This is a genomic window from Microbacterium sp. CSI-V, from assembly GCF_001984105.1.
In the GTDB taxonomy this organism is placed as follows: domain Bacteria; phylum Actinomycetota; class Actinomycetes; order Actinomycetales; family Microbacteriaceae; genus Microbacterium.
On sequence record NZ_MTQM01000003.1, the window covers coordinates 51,624 to 65,588 of the forward strand.

Below are 13,965 nucleotides of genomic sequence, written 5' to 3' on the forward strand. Positions count from 1 at the left end.
GCGATTGTTAGTTGCTAACATAATGGGCGTGACGGAGCAGCCGACGAAGCGGAACCGGACGCGGCAGCGCATCCTCGAGACAGCGTTCGAGCTGTTCGAGACGCACGGCTACGACCGGACGACGACGGCGCAGATCGCCGCAACGGCGGGGGTGAGCGAGATGACCCTGTTCCGTCACTTCGCGTCGAAGGATCGCCTGCTCCTGGACGACCCCTACGATCCGCTCATCGCGGAGGCCGTCGCCGCGCAGCCGCCAGCAATGCCCGCCCTTGCGCGGGTGACGGCCGGGGTGCGCGTCGCGTGGCGCACCGTGCCCGGGCCCGCGGAAGAAGCGGTGCGCCGGCGGATGCGGATCGCCGCCCGCACCCCCGGGCTGACCGGCGCCATCCGCGCCAACACCCGCGCCACCGAGAACGCGATCGCCCAGGCCCTCACCGACACCGGCGCCGACCCGACCGTCGCGCAGATCGCCGCAGCGGCCACGCTGGCCGCGCTGATGGAGTCGCTGACCGCCTGGGCCGTCACGGACGACCCGGGCCCGCTCGACGACGCGATACGGCTCGCCCTCGACGTCCTCGATCGCACGGTGACACGATGAGCGCCGGACTCAGCGCCTCCGCCGTGACCCGTACGTTCCGAGGCGGCGCCGGCATCCATGACGTCCACATCGAGGTGCGGCCGGGCACGATCCACGCGCTCGTCGGGCTCAACGGCGCCGGCAAGACCACCCTCATGAAGGTGCTGCTCGGAATGCTCCGGCCCACGGCAGGGCGCGTCCTGCTGGGCGGGACCGACCTCCGAAAGCTGCCGGCTGCCGCATGGTCGGGCGTCGGCCACGTCATCGAGCACCCGCTTGCCTACGGCGACCTCACCGCACGGGAGAACCTGCTGCTATCCGCGCGGCTGCACGGCCTGACCGCTGGGGTCGCCGCCGGAGCCGTCGACACCGCCATCGGAGCGTTCGGCCTGGAACCCTACGCCGAGGTGAGGGTACGGCAGCTCTCCGCCGGCAACCGGCAGCGGGTCGGACTCGCCGCCGCCATGCAGCACCACCCGCGCGTCGTCGTGCTCGACGAGCCCACCAGCACCCTCGACCCCGCCGGGGTGCTGCTGCTCCGCGACGCACTGCGCACCCGCCGCGCCGCCGGTGCCGCTGTACTCGTGTCCAGCCATCACCTGGACGAGGTCGCCCGGATCGCCGACCGCATCACCGTGCTCAACGCCGGCCGCGTCATCGGCACGCTCGACCCAACGGGCGCCGACCTCGAGCAGGCGTTCTTCGCGTCGGTTCTCGCCGACGACCAGGAACGGGGGCAGGCATGAGCATCTTCCGCTCTGCATTGGTGACCGAGACACGCAAGGCCGTCACGTCCCGCGTCCTGCGGTGGACCACGGGGCTTCTCCTGGTCAGCGTGACTGCGCTGGTCGCCGGCATCCTCGCCGCGATGAAGCTCGGCGACCCCCAACTGACGGCGAAGCTCGGCCCGATCGCGGACCTCGACGGGTGGTCCGCGCTGCTCGCGATCGCCGCGCAGATCACCGCCGCCGGCGTCATGCCCGCGCTCGGCATCGGGCTCAGCTGGATGATCGGCCGCGAGTTCGCGGACGGCACGATCACCGGACTGTTCGCCCTCCCCGTGCCGCGATGGGCGATCGCCCTGGCCAAGCTGCTCATCTACCTCGCCTGGACGATCGCAGTCTCGCTCGCACTGTGTGCCACGCTCCTGACGCTCGGATTGCTGCTCGGTCACGGGGCGCCCGACCCCACCGAGTGGCAAGCCCTCGCCCGCCAGATCCCGGTGACCATCTTCGTCGGCCTCGCCGCCACACCCGCCGCCTGGGCCACCACCCTCGGCCGCGGATTGCTCCCTGGGATCGCGACCGCGATCGGCCTCCTCGTCATCGCACAGGTCATGGCCTTCATCGGCGTCGGAGCATGGTTCCCCATCGTCACCCCCGCACTCTGGGCCATCAACCCCGACAGCGTCACAGCCGGACAACTCGCCCTGATCCCCAGCGTCCCCTTCCTATTCGGAGCACTGACGCTCGTCGCCTGGCACCGCCTCCAACTCGACAAGTAGCCACCGGTCGCTGCGAGCATGAGCAACGTCCGCCGTCGTGCTTGATCATCGGGCCGAGCATCTTCGGCACCATCGCCAAGGTGGAGCAAGGTCTAGGAGAATCTAGGGAAACGCTAGACATCCCTAGATTTCGCTATATTCGCCAGCCTTCGTGGCAATCGGGATGATCGGCGTGGGCGGATCCTCCGTCGTGACTATGTCCTCGAGAGCAACCGACCGGGATCGCACTCAAGACTGTGCAGCGCCCCGGTGCACAGTCGACACCGGCAGGCGAAGCGCCTATTCCTGAAGCGCGAGATCGGGAAGCGGCCGTCGTCGCACCAGGACATCGTTCCTTGGTGCCGCCACCCCGGGCTCGAACGGCGGGACTTGGATGCGAACTGAGCTGAGGTGTCGCAGCAAGCAGCTGCGGTGGCGCTGCGATGCGGCGATCAGCGCCTTCTCCAGAGTCGCGGGCCGCTTGTTGTGCGCGTTCTGACGCATCCCGAAAGCGGTCTCGACGGCGGCCTTGCCGCGGGAGACGATCTTCTCGGCCACGTGGTGCAGCCGTGGCGTGGTGGAGCCTCGCATGATCGTGATGACCGCGGCCTCGAGCGCCCAGACCTGCTCTGCGAGGCTGAACCGCGGGCTGAGTAGGTAGCTCGCGAAAGACAGATCGGTCAGGACGGTCGTCAGGTTCACGACCTCCGGATACGCGACGAGAAAGACGGTCTCGGAGCTGAGCTCATCGACGCCGAGCGCAGCCACGCGTTCGGCGACGCGCGGGCTGATCTGGTCGTCCACCGCCCAGTACCGGATCAACGTTGCCGCCAGCTGCAACTCGCCGGTCGCGAGTCCTATCCCGCGCTTCCAGAGCGTTCCCGACAGGCAGCGTTCTGCGCGGGCGTACTCGGGGAATGGCGCGAGGTCGAAATCCGCTCCGTCGGTGTGCCATCGGCGGTGCCTGTTGCAGACGGCTCCGCCGCGACTGCACACGGTCGTGTGTGAACCGTCCGAGCACCGTTGGCACGCGGTGCGCGGACGCTGCGTGTACCCGCACTGTCTGCAGCGCGTGGGTTGCCATTGGTAGTGCTGACAGCGCACGTACATCGCGTTTCGGCGGGCGTCGGCGTCGAAGTGGCCCGGGGCGAGCCCGCCGAGCCGTTCCGCCCACCCCGCCGCGCGCTCGAGGTTGGGGCGCGACGGAGAGAGCCCTGCGACGGCCGTGACGTGGAGTCGCAGATCGCGCGGCGTGAGCATGTTCGCCGTGGCGAGCCTGGCGAGGTACCCGCTCACCGTTTCCGCAGGCAGTGGACGCACCCCGATCGGAAGGGGACGCACGTCTTCCACTCGCTGCGGAGACCTCATGTTGCGGCGGGCACCGGAGTGGAGTCGGCTGGGACGGTGCCGAACAGCGTGTCGAGGTCGAGCCGCTCGGTGCCGTTGTCGATCGCGTCCATCGCGAGCATGTGCAGCATCCCGGTGAGATCGCCGATCACGCCTCCGGTTGCGGCATGCAGCTGACTGGCGTGGCGCAGCACCGCGCCCTCTTGCTGGCCGATGAGCCCGAGAGAGCTCTCCACGGCGACGAGCAGATCGGCCCAGTTCGCCTTGGCTTTGCCGGAGTTCTCGAACTTCTGCAGGTGCATGATTTGGAACCGGCTGCTGATCTGCCGACCGCGGGTGCCGTCAAGGAGCCCGCTGGCCTCGACATCCACACCCGCGTACACGAACGTACCGGGGCACTTCTCCGACAGCTGTTTGAGGGTGTCAGAGGCTTCTCCCATCTGCTTGTACTTCTGGTTGATGTTGTGGATCTCGTCGACGATGATCAGCTCGGTTCCGCACGCGGCGATCACGCTCGCGACCGTGTTCATCAGCTCGCCGGTGTTGTAGTGCGGTCGGATCGGGAGACCGAGGAAGTGCGCGAACTCGCCCAGCATCAGCTTCGGTGAGCACGACGGCGGAACCGAGACGTAGATGACGGGGATCGAGTTGCCGCCGCCGGCGCGGCCGACATCGCGGCGGCGGCGCTCGAACCGGCGGGCGATGTGCGCGACGGTCGTCGTCTTGCCGATGTTGGGTTCGCCGGAGACGATCACGCCGAGCTTGCCGTGAGACTTGTACTGGTTGAGCATCAGGCGCCGCAGGATCTCGGTCTCGATCGCAGCGAACTGCGCCGTGTGCACCACCGGGCCGCGGATCATGAACTGCTTGCGGGCTTCACGGTTCATCGCACGATCCGCCGGTGAGAGCGCGTCGAGCTCGGCGCGAGTGATCGGGATGGGCTTGTCGAGGGTCTCGCTGACGAACGCGGACCACCCTTCCCGCGTGTTGATCGCCTGGGTCATGTCAGCCGCTCCCACACCCCGTCATCGTCCGCGAGGAGCGAGAACCCACCGCCGCGCTCCCAGATCACCTCGTCGCCGCCGGGCTCGTCCTCGGACTCTTCGCGAGCGACCGTCTTGGAGATGCCCGTCAGGTGCATCGGGTCGCGATCCACCTCCGCCGTGCGAACGGAACGGTTGCGCTTGTTGCCGGAGCGCACCCACTGAGCCCGCTTCATCCGGTCTGCCAGCTGCGCGGCATCCGATCTCACGGCGCGATCGTGATCCGCATCGACGTCACGGGAGGCTCGCCAGATGTCGCCGCCCATCGGCTGATCCAGCAGATCGGGGGCGCCGCGGAAAGGCACGAAGTCGCCGTCGTGCTCGACCCAGATGTAGAGCGGGTTGTTGGGATCGTACCGGATCTGGCAGGGCCGTGTCGCTCCTTCGCCTTGGGCTCCGGCGGCGCGGAGCTCTGGAAGGCGCCGGGACTTGTAGACGCGACGCGAGAAGTTGATGCCGTAGTCCTGCAGGGTACAGGTCTTCGATGGCAACAGTCCGATGAAGTCGGCGAGCTCGAAGGGCACGTGGATCTCCGGCGCCACCCGGCGGTACGCACGGAACATCTCGTTGGGCGTGAGGAAGCGGCCGGGGAGCAATGGGTCGGTGAGCCCGTCGTGTGGTCGGTTCTGCCACTCGATTGCGACCCAGTCCTCGAGGAGCTCTTGCAGCTGGGCCAGGGCGAGCGCCTCGTCGGTCGGTTCATCTCGGCCCCGCCGTTCGACGCTGCCGCCCGTGAAGCCTTCCAAATACTGCACGAACCGGGTGACCATCGTCTCGAACGTGCGCTCGACGTGCGGCTTGTCGGTCGGCGTCTGCTTGCTCGCGAAGATCAGAGAGATCCCCAGCCGTGCGCATCCCAGCCGGAAGGCTTGAGAGCGAAAGATCTTGCCGTTGTCGGTCGTGATCGTCTCGGGGAAGATGTACGGCTGCGCGAGCCGATGCTGATCCAGCCGATCCTGCTCGATCATGAACTTGCCCGCCCAGGTCGCGGCCACCCGCTCACGTTGCTCGCGGGCACCCGGCGGCCGCCGGTCGTAGGGGGTCAGCGCCCGAGCGAGGACTCCCGCCAGGTCAGCGCTGTTGGTCGCGATCGCGCGAACCATCGCCGCCAGGATCGAGCGGGTGGCGACATCGTGGATGATCGTGAGTTCGGCACGGTTGAGACGCCCATCCAGCAGCCGGCAAGGAACGTCGATCACCGTGGAGTCGATCTGCACGTGTTCGCCCGGGCGGAGGGATCCATGCAACCCGAATGCCCGGCCCGGCTTGTTCGCTTCGGTCTCTCGACGCCTCGCCGATGAACTGAGCTTGCGAGCCGTGGGGTGTGCCGCGATCAGGCGGTACAGCGTCCGGTCGCTCGGCAGGTCGATGCTCTCACCGAGATCCTCCTCGAGCATCCACTTCACGTTGTCGACGGTGCGAGACCGCGTGCCCGAGGAGCGTTTCACTCCTGCAGCGCCCAATTGACTCAGGGCGGCCGCGATGCGCGCGTCGACCGAAGGCTTGCGTCCGTTCTGTCGGCGCTTGTCGATGAGCCCGAGGACGCCCTCGGCGCGGTAGCGCTGGTACTTGCGACGCACGGTCTCCGTCGACACCTGGACGAACGGTGCCATGGCATCGCGAACGTCCTGGAGCAATGGCTTGAGCTCGGCGCCGGCGTCGACCGCGACCTTCACCGCCTCCAGCTGTTCGACCCAGGCATCCAGCACGCGTCGCTCCGCCTCCGGCAACGCGGCAATCAACTGAATGTCGGGCGGTTCGCTCGAGAGCGGTCGCACATCGTGCCAGACGACGTCGGGGGCGCGCAGCAGTTCCTCGATGACGACCTCGCGGACGAACTCCTCCTCCAGCGATCGCAACACGGCGTGCCGATAGTCGATCGCGATAACGACGAACTCGTGACCGTCCCAGGTGAGGTGTGTTCCGATCCGCGCGCGCATCGCTATGCCGCCACTGCCGCCGTACTGAGCGAGAGCGGGAGTTCCACGTCTACCCGAAGCCGCCGCCACCAAAGTGCCGAGTAGACGGCGCCCAATGGTTCCGCGCATAGGTTCGCGAGTAGTTCCTCCCACTCCCCCAGAGTCCTCTGCTCTCCTTCGGATGCACGGATCCTGGCCGTGGCTGACGCTGAGATCCAACGGTCGAAGCGATATCCAGAGAGGAAGCGGAGGTTGCGATGCTCAGTTACGGAGATGTCGCTCACGACTTGGTAGCCCCATCCGAGCCGCTCGCAGACCTCAGCAGTCATCCGGAACACCTCGGCGTCGTCATCGCCGATGCGCTCGGCAGGTCGGACGTCGACGAGCGCGGCGCTGCCATCGTGATAGCGGACGAAGAAGTCGGGTGCGTGCTTGCCGGCGCCTTGCGGCCAGTGGATCCACATCGGCTGTGATGCGAGACCCGCTACTCGACGATCACGATCGAGCCGCATGAGAGCCGCGCGCTCGTACAGCGACTCGAACCACACATGCGAGGCTGTGGTCGCCGCCCAGTAGAAGCCCTCGTAGCTCCGCTTGTGCTGCCACGACGCAGGCACCCGCACGACGTCGACCGACTCGAAGGCGACCCCGGCAGCGTCCATCGCGTCACGGCGATCCCGCTTGCCGTCCAGGACCCACTCGAAATCGGCTCGGACCGACCCCGCCGTCTGCAACGACCCGCTCACGCTCACTCCTCTCACTCGCAGATGTTCAGTTGAGGAAGTGAACCTGACGGCGCCAGAGTACGACTCGCCACTCGTCGACCGCTCGACGAGAAGCCGCGTGTCGCAGGCTCGCCCACAGAATCAATGGCACGGACGACAGAATCAACGTCCCAGACACAAGATCAATGGCACGGACGACAGAATCACTGTCATCGGACACGGACACGCCAATGAGAAATCAGGGCTTGCCTACTTGGCACCTACTTGACAACTGTGTTACGCTCGCCTGCGTTCGAAGATAAGCGGAGCGAGCGAATCCCAGCAGCAAGAGAGATAGAAGCGAGACGCCTCCCAGACGTTCAAGGGTCGCCAGGTTCACGCCAACTCGCTGCATACCTCGCATCCGCCAGACGCAAGGTCTCTCCCGGGCTCCACTGAGCCGGGGGTCTCGCGGCTACTTCTCGGAGCGGCGCTGCTGCCAGATCTCCGACATGATCTCGCCCTGTCGACGGGCGGCTGTCGGGTCGACGCCCCGAGCGCGCGGCGGTGCCGGCGGGAACGGCTGCCCGTCGTTGAACTCCCGCTCGAGCCGACCGGCTTCCGCCTCGAGGAGCTCAGCGGCCAGCGCCGACACCGATGCGGCGGCCGGCTGCTCGGCGCGAGTTCCCACCCACGAGGACACGAATCGCTCGTGCACGGTGAGGGGGATGTAGTACGTGTGGCTCTCGCCGTCGACGCCTCGAGCGCGCGGGCCGAGGGGTGCGGCCGCGATCGAGAACGGCTGCCCGTCGTTGAACTCGCGCTCGCGCCGGGCGGCCTCCGTCTCGAGCACGGATGCCACCACGGCGCTCAGCGTCGGGTGTTCGCGAGTCGCCCACCATGCGGCCTTCAGGCGCGCGTGTAGGCCCTTGGGCAGGTAGTAGGTCTTGCCGGCTTTGGCAGCGGTTTGGGGGGAGCCATTGGCGGGCATCCGCGCACGGCCTCCTTGCAGGGAGTCTGGAATTTTCGGATGGACGGATCGGGTTTCGTCTTTTTTCCGTGGGGGATCACCAGGATACCGAGCCGACCGCGGATCCCTATGAATCCGCGGCCGGTGGGGCTGTCGCCTCGATAATTCGAGACCCTCGAACCTCTACGAAGAGGGGAAATTCAAGGGGGTGTCGGGCTGCCGGATCTCGACGTGGAAGTGGTTGCAGCCGTCGGGGAACTGGATGAAGTTCGACAGCATCAGGCTGACGCCGTGATCGGCCCGGCAGTCGGACTGTCCGAGGCCGGCCAGGCCCGCCGGCATGTACGGGTTGAGCAGCTGAGCGAGCTTGAGGGAGTTCGAGTCCCATCCGGTGACGCCTCGCCCGTTGAGGACGCTGAAGTCCACGGCCTGGCCCTTCCAGTGGTACGAGCGGGTGCCGGCGCCGGGGGTCTCTCCGGTGCAGCGGCGGTTGAGCGAGCTCACGGTGACGGTGTCGAAGTGCTGCAGGGTGAAGGTGATGATCTGCAGCACGCCGACGTCGATGCGGCAGTCCTGGGACGCGGTGCCGGCGGCCATGTCGCGGATCTGCTGCTCGTGTGCTCCGTAGACGCTGAGACGGCCGCTGTCGATCGCGGCGACGAGGCCTTGGGCGAGCTGCCTCGCGTCGCCGCCGATGCCGGCGCCGTCGCAGACGATCGAGCCGGACATGCTGTTGATGATCGTCTCGGCTGCGCCCTCCCACTGGTCGTAAGCGTCGGGGAACGCGCTCACCTGGACCTCCTGGGCCGCCTCTCCGGGGCGCATCGTGTCCCAGCCCTTGACGTCGAGCAGGCCACGAGGAGATCCGTGGTTGGGGCCCTTGGGGCCGCCGAAGAACGCGCGGATCGCGTAGTCGGCATCCATGCGCTCTTCGACGCTCCCCCACCCGGCGCGCTGCTGGAACAGGTTGAGCGAGTCGTGGTCGCTGCCGACGCCCTCGTGCGGGTAGTCGAGCGAGGCGGGGACGGTGGAGTTGGCGAGCATCCACAGCTTCGACTCCTGCAGGGCGGTCATCAGTGCGACCTTGAGGCCGGCGGCGGAGACGCCGGCCTGCGTGCCGACGGTGATGATCTTCGCGGCGTTGGCCAGCTGCTTCTCGTCGAGGGCGAGGGAGTCGCCGCCGCTGGTGGTGACGGTCAGGGCGGTGCCTGCGTCGCCGACCGTGCAGGCGCCGCCGCCGGCGTTCGCGGAGGCGGCCTGCCCGCCGATGATGGCGAGCAGGCCGAATGCGACTCCGCCGATCAGGACCGCGGGGACGAGGATGGCGGCCGCGATGATCGTGAGGATGCGGGGGTTCATCAGGCGGCCCTCGCGTCGGCGAGCCGGGCGCGGAAGGCCTCACTGCGGGCGGTGCGGGCGGGGTCCGGTGCCATCCCGCTCACGTCATACACACCGTTCACCTCTGGGGCGGGGCGCAGGATGTGGCCGTTGCCGGACTCGTCGACGACGATCCGGCGGGGCGGGACGACGAAGGTAGCCGGCTGCGCGGGCTGGCTCTGCGGGTGCGGCTTGGGGCCGGCGATAGAGCTCAGGGCCCTGCCGCCGGCCTTCGACGCGACACGGCCGCCGACCTCGAGCGCCGCGGCGCCGACCAGGCCGGGGACGCCGCCGGCGGCGCCCTTCGCGAGCCTGGTGGCCGTGAACGCGACATCCGCGGTCTTGCCGACCTTCCCGGCGCCCAGGGCGCGGGGCGCGCCGCCGGAGCTGCCGGAGGGCAGCGGTGCCGGGGCGGGGCCGCCGCCGGTGGGCGGCGGGGTCATCGGGGCCATGGGCGTGACGGGTCCGCCGGTGTTCGCGCCGCCGGGGCCGAAGAAGTTGATCGAGCGGCCGTCGATGGCGGTCGAGTTGTCGGGGCGGCGCAGCGCGGCCGCGGCGACCGTGGCACCCATCGACATGATCGCGAGGGCCTTGGTGCCGTCGCGCTGGCTGCCGCTGCTACCGTTCGAGAGGCCGGCGCGGGAGAGGTGGTCGGCGAGGCTCTGCCCGGCCTTCTTCGCGCGGATCTTCGCACGGATGAGCATCACGATCAGGACGAGCAGGAAGATGCTGGCGAGCATCATCACAGCGACGATCTGGACCCCCATGGCGTTGAGGCCGGTGAGGAACGCGACCATGAGCCGCAGCGAGGCGGCCATCAGAACGATCAGGAAGACGATCGTCGCGGCGCCGACGAGCATGCCACCCAGCGAGCTCCACAGGGCGTGCCGGTTCACCGGGAGGATGCCCCAGTAGACGTTCCACATCGTCTTCAGGGCGTCGAAGAGGGTCTTGATCGCGGTGCTGAAGAACAGGACCAGCAGCGCGAGAGGGAAGCCGAAGATGACCATGCCGCCGGGGGCGATCATGAGCGCCGAGATCACCTGCCCGAAGTTCGGGTGTTCGACGAAGTTCTTCGCCGACTCGTCGCAGCTGCTGACGGCGTCGCGGACGTCGTTGCCGTTGCTGATGACCGGGGCCTTGGTGAGCATGGTCTCGTCGAACTTCGCCGCGCACTCGCCCTGCAGGGTGTGGCCGAAGGTGAGCGCCTGCGCGGGGATCTTCACGAACACGTCGACGAGCTGCATGCTGACGGTCTCGGAGAGCACGTCCTCGGTGTTGAAGTCGACCGTGTCGAGGTCGTCGACCGCGACGGCCGCGGCGAGGGTGTTGCCCCAGCTGCGGGCGGTGTCGAGCGCGCCGCCGGCACCGGTGAGGGTCGCGACGGGGTTGGCGAGCATCCCGACCGCGAGGAAGGCGAGGAAGGCGGAGATCAGCATCTCGACCCACCCGGAGGCGACCTTCTTGCCGGTGAGGATCGCGAGGCCCGCGATGCCGGCGGTGATCGACAGGGCGAACGGAATCCAGTTCAGCCGGCCGAGGGCGCTCTGCAGCAGCTCGGCGAGGGCGTTGAACGGGACGGTGAGCAGCTGCAGCCACTCGAAGCTGATCACCCAGTTGCACAGCCAGATCATCCACGCGAAGGCGCCGATGTGGCCGGTCCAGATGAAGTCGAGCGGGGCGGTGACGATCGCCTTCCCGAAGTCGAACACTCCCCCGCGGTCCAGGGGCAGCACGATGTAGTTCGCGAGCGGGATGCCGGCGCTGTCGTGGATGGAGCCGCCGGGCAGGAACGGCGCGACGATGCCGCTGCCGCCGTCAGCGGCGTGTGCGGCGACGTTGCCGAAGATCATCAGCAGCAGGTCGAGGGAGAGCACGGTGAGGATGCGCCGCCACCACTTGTGCTCGGCGAACCAGACCCGCGACGACCACAGCAGCCGGGAGACGAGATCGAGCGAGGACAGCGCGTATCGGATCATGCTGCTACCGCCTCGCTCGGGGTCGAGAGGACAGCGGCGCGGCGCTCGGGGTTCTCGGGGAGCGTCTTCTGGAAGATGCCCATCCGGCCGGCGACGTCGAGCATGAGGCCCTCACCGCGGCGGTGCGGGGGCACCTTGCCGGTCGAGGGGTCCAGCGGGCTCAGGTTCTTGGTGACCAGGTCGAGCATGGCCTCGTCGTTCTCGAGGCCGTCGGAGAACCAGTGCAGGGCGCGACGGGCGAGGTTCCGGTCGCGCTGGCGCATCAGGTAGCGGGTGGCGATCAGGCCGCGAGCCCGCTCGTCTCCGAAGTCCTCGGGGTCGTGGGAGCCGACGGCGGCGAAGGCGTTGTGCTTGCGGTCGTCGCGGTAGAAGTCGGTGAGCTCGGCGGCGCCCTCGGGGCTGGCGGTGATGGCGTGGCACTCGTCGAAGAACGCGCCGGTGAGGGTGGTCTTGTCGCGGAAGCACAGCTGCTTCACGACGGCGGTGAGCATCGCGTAGACGGCGCGACCGAACCGCTTCTCAATCGGCATCTCGTTGAACAGGTGCTTCTGCTCGAGCTCCATCTTCTTCGGCAGCGTCAGGCCGGCGGTGAGGAACACGATGCCGGTGGCGCGGGTGTCGACCGGGGGCAGGGCGTCGTTGAAGAGCACCTCGCCGATGTCCTTGCTGGCGATGACCTTGATGAGCATGCGCAGCTCGTTGGCCTCGGGAGAGCCCGACAGGTCGCGCTCGAGGTGCTGCAGCAGCTTGCGGGTGCTGGTGATGCCGTGGCTGGCGAGGTACTCGCCCTCGAGGAGGCTGGACAGGAACACGCCCTGCTCGCTGAGCACGGGGATGCCGAGCATGGCCGCGAACAGGCTCTGCAGGATGCGGGCGCCCTGGCGGGGTCCGAACATGAGCAGCGGGTCGATGTTCCACTCGGGACGGACCACGGTGCCGTCCTCGTCTTCGAACTCGAGCAGGTTCGCGATGACGGTGTGGTCGGGGCGCAGTGCCCGCGCGAAGGTGCCGTACTCGTGGGCGACGGTGCGGTCGATCGCGTAGCCGCGGCCGCCGCGGTCGACGGTCGTGCCGAACTCGCACTTGAGGAGCACCGACTTGCCGGCGCCCTTCTCGGCCACGACGCCGAACGATCCGGAGATGTCGGCCTTGTTGTTGCCCTCGATGTCGCGGAAGATCTGGCCGCGGCGGCCGTTGGTGATGTTCACGCCGAACCGGGCGCCGCGGATGTCGCCGAGCTCGCTCGAGACGATCGGGGTGCCGGAGGCGAGCTCACGGCCGGTGGTGATCTGCGCGAGCTCGCGCACGAGGCGGGTGGTCGGTACGCCGGGCTGCATCGCCCACCAGAGCTCCTCCTGGCCGCCGAGGGGCGCCTCGAGGAGGAAGTCGTGGGCCTTGTACTGGTCGGCGAGCACGCGGGCGCGCAGCTTGGCTTCCTCGGGCGTGGTGCCGGCGACGGCGAAGATCACCGTCACCTGAGCCTCGACCTCCTTGTCGGAGTGGTTGAGGCTCTCGTGGTACGCCTTCAGGGCCTCGGCGACCTCGGCCAGGTCGTTGCCGGTGCCGGTGATGCTGTTGGTGCCCTCCTGCTGCGAGTACTGATCCTTCAGGGCGTCCTCGGCGCGCTTGTTGCGCTTACGGACCTCGGCGGCCGGCGAGATCTGCAGGCGCAGCGCGAAGTCGACGTCCATCGGGAGGTTGTCGACGGCGCTGATCCACTCGACGCCGGGGGTACGCCATCCGGCCTTCGGGCCGGTGACGATCGCCTGCAGCACCTGGTAGCTGGCCTCGTCGGCGTAGGGGCTCTGCACCTTGAGGTACTTCCTCTTGAACGGGAGGAACTGCTGCCCCTTGGCCAGGTCGCTCTGCCCGCCCTCGTCGAGCCACGGGTTGGGCATGCCGGCGGGCAGCTGGAACTGGGTGAGGTCGGTCTCGAACAGGCTGGCGTCTTCCTTCGCTGCGGAGGGCAGCGGGACGGAGCCGTCGACGGCGAGACCGCGCTGCTGGTTGTGCAGCGCGATCCAGATGTTCTCGGCCGGGGTGGCGGGCGTGGCCTCGAAGATCGCGGGGATGCGCTCGGCGATCTCGTTCGCCATCCGGCGGGCGGCGGCGACCTCGGTCTCCCGGGGCAGGACGCGCGGAAGGGCTCCGATGTCGCGGACCTTGTTGTCGGCGGCGCGGATCATCGACCAGGCGCGGTCCTTGATGTTGGCGGAGGACATCGGCACGGACAGCCAGAACGCCCGCTCCCCCATCAGAACCTGCTCGAGCGCGTCGAGGGTGCGCTCGACCTCGTCGACCCAGTCCTTCGTGTCTTCGCCGATCTTGACGCCCTCGAGCATCCGCTCGACGATCGTGACCGGGTCGAGGTCCGCGCACAGGCCGAGGAGCAGGGCCTCGCCGCGCAGCTCCTGGAACAGAGCCTGGTGGTGCAGCTTGGTCATCGACTTCATCTGGTGGGTGCCGAAGCCGCCGGAGAGGGGCTTCAGACGCCACGTCGCCCAGGTGATCCCGGACCGGGTCCACATCAGGTGATCCGCCATGGCGGTAGTGGGGATGCGCACGA

The 13,965-nt window shown here is 68.3% G+C and carries 11 protein-coding genes; 3 read left to right on the forward strand and 8 right to left on the reverse strand.

The window, feature by feature from the left end; all coding sequences use genetic code 11:
* Positions 1–28 precede the first annotated feature (28 nt).
* Genes CSIV_RS00310 through CSIV_RS00320 form a run of 3 tightly spaced genes read left to right on the forward strand, consistent with a single transcriptional unit; the run spans position 29 to position 2,081 of the window.
* Positions 29–598 (forward strand): TetR/AcrR family transcriptional regulator, encoded by a 570-nt coding sequence (locus tag CSIV_RS00310; RefSeq protein ID WP_238592308.1) that lies wholly within the window; start codon positions 29–31, stop codon positions 596–598.
* A complete protein-coding gene (locus CSIV_RS00315) occupies positions 595–1,323 on the forward strand; it encodes an ABC transporter ATP-binding protein (protein WP_077049449.1) in 729 nt (242 codons plus the stop codon). The genes CSIV_RS00310 and CSIV_RS00315 overlap by 4 nt, the downstream gene beginning before the upstream one ends.
* A gap of 20 nt (positions 1,324–1,343) precedes the next feature.
* A complete protein-coding gene (locus tag CSIV_RS00320; protein WP_202969662.1) occupies positions 1,344–2,081 on the forward strand; it encodes an ABC transporter permease in 738 nt (245 codons plus the stop codon).
* A gap of 279 nt (positions 2,082–2,360) precedes the next feature.
* Here the strand turns inward: CSIV_RS00320 and CSIV_RS17925 are convergent, their stop codons facing one another.
* The 8 genes from CSIV_RS17925 to CSIV_RS00360 form a co-directional block, all read right to left on the reverse strand.
* Positions 2,361–3,056 carry a hypothetical protein gene (locus tag CSIV_RS17925; RefSeq protein ID WP_175627528.1) on the reverse strand — a complete coding sequence of 232 codons (696 nt, stop codon included), beginning with the start codon at positions 3,054–3,056 and terminating at the stop codon, positions 2,361–2,363.
* Positions 3,057–3,424: 368 nt separating this feature from the next.
* Complete coding sequence (locus CSIV_RS00330) at positions 3,425–4,411, reverse strand: TniB family NTP-binding protein (protein WP_077049452.1); 987 nt, start codon at positions 4,409–4,411, stop codon at positions 3,425–3,427.
* Positions 4,408–6,312 carry a Mu transposase C-terminal domain-containing protein gene (locus CSIV_RS00335; protein WP_175627529.1) on the reverse strand — a complete coding sequence of 635 codons (1,905 nt, stop codon included), beginning with the start codon at positions 6,310–6,312 and terminating at the stop codon, positions 4,408–4,410. The genes CSIV_RS00330 and CSIV_RS00335 overlap by 4 nt, the downstream gene beginning before the upstream one ends.
* A gap of 80 nt (positions 6,313–6,392) precedes the next feature.
* On the reverse strand, positions 6,393–7,115 hold the full coding sequence (locus CSIV_RS00340) for a TnsA-like heteromeric transposase endonuclease subunit (protein ID WP_077049454.1): 723 nt from the start codon (positions 7,113–7,115) through the stop codon (positions 6,393–6,395).
* 433 nt (positions 7,116–7,548) lie between these two features.
* Positions 7,549–8,064 carry a hypothetical protein gene (locus CSIV_RS00345; RefSeq protein WP_077049455.1) on the reverse strand — a complete coding sequence of 172 codons (516 nt, stop codon included), beginning with the start codon at positions 8,062–8,064 and terminating at the stop codon, positions 7,549–7,551.
* Between the two features lie 162 nt (positions 8,065–8,226).
* Positions 8,227–9,402 (reverse strand): hypothetical protein, encoded by a 1,176-nt coding sequence (locus CSIV_RS00350; RefSeq protein WP_077049456.1) that lies wholly within the window; start codon positions 9,400–9,402, stop codon positions 8,227–8,229.
* Positions 9,402–11,399 carry a hypothetical protein gene (locus tag CSIV_RS00355; protein ID WP_077049457.1) on the reverse strand — a complete coding sequence of 666 codons (1,998 nt, stop codon included), beginning with the start codon at positions 11,397–11,399 and terminating at the stop codon, positions 9,402–9,404. Before CSIV_RS00355 ends, CSIV_RS00350 begins: the two co-directional genes overlap by 1 nt.
* The gene (locus CSIV_RS00360) at positions 11,396–13,963 is read right to left on the reverse strand and encodes an ATP-binding protein (RefSeq protein ID WP_077049458.1); all 2,568 of its coding nucleotides are present in this window, start codon (positions 13,961–13,963) and stop codon (positions 11,396–11,398) included. Before CSIV_RS00360 ends, CSIV_RS00355 begins: the two co-directional genes overlap by 4 nt.
* Between the last annotated feature and the right edge of the window lie 2 nt (positions 13,964–13,965).

Coding starts and splice junctions, on each gene's coding strand:
- CSIV_RS00315 (WP_077049449.1), top strand. CDS start 595: ATGAGCGCCGGACTCAGCGCCTCCGCCGTGACCCGTACGTTCCGAGGC.
- CSIV_RS00330 (WP_077049452.1), bottom strand. CDS start 4,411: ATGACCCAGGCGATCAACACGCGGGAAGGGTGGTCCGCGTTCGTCAGC.
- CSIV_RS00345 (WP_077049455.1), bottom strand. CDS start 8,064: ATGCCCGCCAATGGCTCCCCCCAAACCGCTGCCAAAGCCGGCAAGACC.
- CSIV_RS00350 (WP_077049456.1), bottom strand. CDS start 9,402: ATGAACCCCCGCATCCTCACGATCATCGCGGCCGCCATCCTCGTCCCC.
- CSIV_RS00355 (WP_077049457.1), bottom strand. CDS start 11,399: ATGATCCGATACGCGCTGTCCTCGCTCGATCTCGTCTCCCGGCTGCTG.